This is a genomic window from Streptomyces turgidiscabies Car8, assembly GCF_000331005.1.
In the GTDB taxonomy this organism is placed as follows: Bacteria; Actinomycetota; Actinomycetes; order Streptomycetales; family Streptomycetaceae; genus Streptomyces; species Streptomyces turgidiscabies.
In genome coordinates this window covers 1-5,447 of record NZ_AEJB01000335.1, presented here as the reverse complement: position 1 = coordinate 5,447, position 5,447 = coordinate 1, and the positions used below count along the sequence as shown (strand labels likewise).

The window sequence follows — 5,447 nt, the reverse complement described above, 5'->3', positions numbered from 1 at the left end:
GTTACGTTCCCGACCGGGCGATGCTCATCAACCCCGATGACAGACCCACGAACGGTGTCTTTCCCGTCCGCTCCGCCCTTCTGAACGTCTTCGCTCCGCGGGCTGCCGCGGTACTGGCGTTCCTGCTTGTTCTCGGTCTCCTGGGAGGGTGGATCCTCGCAGGCCGCATGCTCGCCCCGCTGACCCGCATCACGGATGCCACCCGCATGGCCACGCACGGATCGCTCTCCCACCGCATCCGGCTGCCGGGCCGCAAGGACGAGTTCCGTGAACTGGCCGACTCCTTCGACGTGATGCTCGCGCGGCTCGAAGCACACGTCGCCGAACAGCAGAGATTCGCGGACACCCCTCCTCCCTCACTCACCGGTCAGGGACCGTCCGTAGAGGTCAGCTGCAACCGCTGGTCGACCCGCATCCCTCGCAGATGTAGCAGGACCCGGCCCGCTGCATCTTCGTACCGCAGGAGAAGCACAGCGGGGCGTCCGCCTGGATGCCCAGCTGCATCTCGACCAGTTCGGCGCTGGTGTGGACCTGCTGCAGCGCGGGCTCCGGCACCTCCGCGACGACGGCCTTCGGCGTCGCGACGGCCTTCAGTTCCTGGGTGCGGGGCGCCGACTGGGCCAGGCCCTCGATGTCGACCTCTTCCTCGGTCGGCTCGTAGGAGCCCGTCTCCAGGTGACGCTGGCGCTCGTCGGCGGAGTGGATGCCGAGGGCGGAACGCGTCTCGAAGGGGAGGAAGTCCAGCGCCAGGCGGCGGAAGATGTAGTCGACGATCGACTGGGCCATCCGGACATCGGGGTCGTCCGTCATCCCGGCCGGCTCGAAGCGCATGTTGGTGAACTTCGAGACGTACGTCTCCAGCGGCACGCCGTACTGCAGACCCACCGAGATGGCGATCGAGAAGGCGTCCATCATGCCAGCGAGGGTGGAACCCTGCTTGGACATCTTCAGGAAGACCTCGCCGAGACCGTCGTCCGGGTAGGAGTTGGCGGTCATGTAACCCTCGGCGCCGCCGACCGTGAAGGACGTGGTGATGCCGGGGCGGCCCTTCGGGAGGCGCTTGCGGACCGGGCGGTACTCGACGACCTTCTCGACGGCCTCACGGATCGTCGCCTCGGTCTTCGCGGTCACCGCGGCCTTCTCGTCCTCCTTCTTCTTGACGGAGAGCGGCTGGCCGACCTTGCAGTTGTCGCGGTAGATGGCGAGCGCCTTCACGCCCATCTTCCAGGCCTCGAAGTAGATCTCCTCGACCTCCTCGACGGTCGCCGTCTCCGGCATGTTGACCGTCTTGGACAGGGCGCCGGAGATCCAGGGCTGGATCGCGGCCATCATCCGGACGTGGCCCATCGCGGAGATGGTCCGCTCGCCCATGGCGCAGTCGAACACCTCGTAGTGCTCGTGCTTGAGGCCCGGGGCATCGATCACGTGGCCGTGCTCGGCGATGTGGGCGACGATCGCCTCGATCTGCTCCTCCTGGTAACCCAGGCGGCGCAGGGCCTGCGGGACCGTGCCGTTGACGATCTGCATGGAGCCGCCGCCGACGAGCTTCTTGAACTTGACCAGCGCGAGGTCGGGCTCAAGACCCGTGGTGTCGCAGGACATCGCGAGACCGATGGTGCCGGTCGGGGCGATGACGGACGCCTGCGCGTTGCGGAAGCCGTTCTTCTCGCCGATGCGGACGACGTCCTGCCAGGCCTCCGTGGCGGCGGCCCAGATCGGGGTGTCCAGGTCGTCCATGCGGACGGCCTTGTCGTTCTCGTCGGCGTGCTGCTTCATGACCCGCAGATGCGGCTGCGCGTTACGGGCGTAGCCGTCGTACGGGCCGACGACCGCGGCGAGTTCGGCGGAGCGGCGGTACGAGGTGCCGGTCATCAGGGAGCTGATGGAGCCGGCCAGGGCACGGCCGCCCTCGGAGTCGTACGCGTGTCCGGTCGCCATCAGCAGGGCGCCGAGGTTGGCGTAGCCGATGCCGAGCTGACGGAACGCGCGTGTGTTCTCGCCGATCTTCTGCGTGGGGAAGTCGGCGAAGCAGATGGAGATGTCCATCGCGGTGATGACGAGCTCGACGACCTTCGCGAAGCGGTCGATCTCGAAGGACTGGCGGCCCTTGCCGTCGTCCTTGAGGAACTTCATCAGGTTCAGCGAGGCGAGGTTGCAGGACGTGTTGTCCAGGTGCATGTACTCGCTGCACGGGTTCGAGCCGTTGATACGGCCGGACTCCGGGCAGGTGTGCCAGCGGTTGATCGTGTCGTCGTACTGGATGCCCGGGTCGGCGCAGGCCCAGGCCGCCACCGCCATCTTGCGGAAGAGCGCCTTGGCGTCGACCTCCTCGATGACCTCGCCGGTCATCCGGGAGGTGAGCCCGAACTTGCCGCCCGCCTCGACCGCCTTCATGAACGTGTCGTTCACACGGACCGAGTTGTTGGCGTTCTGGTACTGGACGGACGTGATGTCGTCGCCGCCCAGGTCCATGTCGAAGCCCGCGTCGCGCAGCGCGCGGATCTTCTCCTCCTCCTTCACCTTGGTCTCGATGAAGTCCTCGATGTCGGGGTGGTCGACGTCGAGGATGACCATCTTGGCCGCGCGGCGGGTGGCGCCGCCCGACTTGATCGTTCCTGCCGACGCGTCCGCGCCGCGCATGAAGGAGACCGGGCCGGAGGCGTTGCCACCGGAGGAGAGCAGCTCCTTGGAGGAGCGGATCCGGGAGAGGTTCAGGCCGGCGCCGGAGCCGCCCTTGAAGATCATGCCCTCTTCCTTGTACCAGTCGAGGATCGACTCCATGGAGTCGTCGACGGACAGGATGAAGCAGGCCGAGACCTGCTGGGGCTGCGGGGTCCCGACGTTGAACCAGACGGGGCTGTTGAAGCTGAAGATCTGGTGCAGGAGGGCGTACGCCAGCTCGTGCTCGAAGATCTCCGCGTCGGCCGGGGAGGAGAAGTACTTGTAGTCCTCACCGGCCTTCGTGTACGTCTTCACGATGCGGTCGATGAGCTGCTTGAGGCTCACCTCGCGCTGCGGGGTGCCGACCGCGCCGCGGAAGTACTTGCTGGTGACGATGTTGACCGCGTTCACCGACCAGAAGTCGGGGAACTCGACGCCACGCTGCTCGAAGTTGATCGAGCCGTCGCGCCAGTTGGTCATGACGACGTCACGGCTCGCCCACTCGACCTCGTCGTACGGGTGCACGCCGGGGGTGGTGTGGATCCGCTCGATGCGCAGGCCCTTGGCCACCTTCGTCCCCTTTGCGCGGGAACTCCGTGCCGGACCGCTCGCCGTCTCTGTCATGCCGCCTCCCTGTATCGGGCAAAACGCCCAGAAGTGTCACGTTGTTCCCATGACACGGTGTGTTTCTTGCGCTGCGGACAGCACTCGATGCTGTCCGCAACAGGTCTTCGGATCGCCGCCCCCGGGGCCAGGTCCGGACGTGTCGTCCGGATCCGGCCCACCGGTCAGTCGGCGGCGTTGGCGGGCACGGGGACCTGAGCAGTCCCCCCGGACCCGCGAGGGTCTTCCTGGCGCCCCACGTCCGGGTCTTCGTCGTCCACGGCGGGGCTGCGCGGTGCTTCCCTGAGCTCCGCGATGGCGGCCTCGAAGTCGTCCAGCGAGTCGAACGCCCGGTAGACGGACGCGAATCGCAGGTAGGCGACGAGGTCGAGTTCCTGCAACGGGCCGAGCATGGCCAGCCCCACGTCGTGGGTGGTCAGTTCGGCACTTCCGGTGGCCCGCACCGCTTCCTCGACCCGCTGGCCGAGCTGGGCCAGCGCGTCCTCGGTGACCGGCCGTCCCTGGCATGCCTTGCGCACGCCGTTGATGACCTTCGTCCGGCTGAACGGCTCGGTGACTCCGGACCGCTTGACCACCATGAGCGAGCACGTCTCGACGGTCGTGAACCGGCGGGAGCAGTCAGGGCATTGGCGGCGCCTGCGGATGGACGTGCCGTCGTCGGTCGTACGACTGTCGACGACACGGCTGTCGGGGTGCCTGCAGAAGGGGCAGTGCATGTTCTCCAACCCTCCCTCACAGCAGACTCAATGGCCTCGTAAAGGCCCTTGAGCCCCTCGAAGCAGCCCCCAGCATAGGTGATGCCTGAGGGGTTGAAGACCCGGGGGACCACAACTTCTGGGCCACTGCTGCAATCCAACCACTAGATGTGGGGATTGGCCCGTACATCCACCGCGTACGCGCGTGTCGCACCGGTATTGGCGGGTGCCGCACGGCCACACCGTCACGGCGGGCCTGATCCGGCACAGCCGTACCGCTCGGAACATGCGGAGATACGGTGAGGACCGCGCGCGGCGGGGGGGCGATTCCCGGCTGACGGGGATCCAGGTGGCAGACTTGAGCACCGGCCCACGAGGTCGGCGCCCCGGCGGGGAAGGGTACAACAGCGAGCAGCGCGCAGCGGGGGACCCTTTTGTCCGCCCGGCACGACGTGAGCCATACACCCAAACATCTGATCGCGGCAGGTCGTCCGCAATTTTTCACTCGAACGTGTGTTTGGCGCAACCTTTCGAAAGCAACTACCGTTGCACTGCACGGGAGACCATCGAGAGGGGCCGACGTGACCACCACCGCTGACAGTGCCACCATCACTGCCCAGGACCGCTCCCAGAGCCGACTCGAGCCGGTGCATGCGATGAACGAAGCCACGAATCCTGAGGGGCCCAAGCGGTCCCTCCCTGGACGACCTCCAGGAATCCGAGCGGACAGCTCGGGCCTCACCGACCGGCAACGGCGCGTGATCGAGGTCATCAGGGACTCCGTGCAACGACGCGGTTACCCGCCGTCGATGCGCGAGATCGGGCAGGCAGTCGGCCTCTCCAGTACCTCATCGGTCGCACACCAGCTCATGGCTCTGGAGCGCAAGGGATTCCTGCGCCGCGATCCGCATCGCCCGCGCGCCTATGAAGTACGGGGTTCCGACCAAGGGGCTTCCGTGCAGCCCACGGACACCGCGGGCAAGCCCGCCGCGTCGTACGTCCCTCTTGTGGGCCGTATCGCCGCCGGCGGTCCCATCCTCGCCGAGGAATCGGTCGAGGACGTGTTCCCCCTCCCCCGCCAACTGGTGGGTGACGGAGAGCTGTTCGTGCTGAAGGTCGTCGGTGACTCGATGATCGAGGCCGCGATCTGCGACGGCGACTGGGTGACGGTGCGCCGCCAGCCGGTCGCCGAGAACGGCGATGTCGTCGCCGCGATGCTGGACGGCGAAGCCACCGTCAAGCGCTTCAAGCGCGAGGACGGCCATGTCTGGCTCCTCCCGCACAACTCCGCGTACCAGCCGATCCCCGGTGACGAGGCGACGATCCTCGGCAAGGTGGTGGCGGTTCTCCGCCGCCTGTGAGAGAGGCTGGAGGCCGGGGTCCTGCGAGACGACCCCGCCCCTGACCGGGCCCCGGAACCCCTGCGCCGGTTCCGGGGCCCTGTGTTGCCGAGGTATCCAGGTGCGT

At 67.2% G+C, this 5,447-nt stretch carries 3 protein-coding genes and 1 pseudogene; 2 read left to right on the top strand and 2 right to left on the bottom strand.

Annotated features, from left to right (window positions below; genetic code table 11):
• Positions 1-341 (top strand): annotated as a pseudogene (locus tag STRTUCAR8_RS49960) (HAMP domain-containing protein); the annotation flags it as partial.
• 46 nt (positions 342-387) lie between these two features.
• On the opposite strand, the gene STRTUCAR8_RS22615 reads toward STRTUCAR8_RS49960, so the two are convergent.
• Positions 388-3,285 (bottom strand): vitamin B12-dependent ribonucleotide reductase, encoded by a 2,898-nt coding sequence (locus STRTUCAR8_RS22615; RefSeq protein ID WP_044472683.1) that lies wholly within the window; start codon positions 3,283-3,285, stop codon positions 388-390.
• A 164-nt stretch (positions 3,286-3,449) separates the two neighbouring features.
• Complete coding sequence (gene nrdR, locus STRTUCAR8_RS22610) at positions 3,450-4,001, bottom strand: transcriptional regulator NrdR (protein ID WP_006378243.1); 552 nt, start codon at positions 3,999-4,001, stop codon at positions 3,450-3,452.
• Positions 4,002-4,561: 560 nt separating this feature from the next.
• Here nrdR and lexA point away from each other — a divergent pair.
• Entirely contained in the window at positions 4,562-5,341 is a 780-nt protein-coding gene (lexA, locus tag STRTUCAR8_RS22605) for a transcriptional repressor LexA (protein WP_006378242.1), read from the top strand.
• Positions 5,342-5,447: the final 106 nt, after the last annotated feature.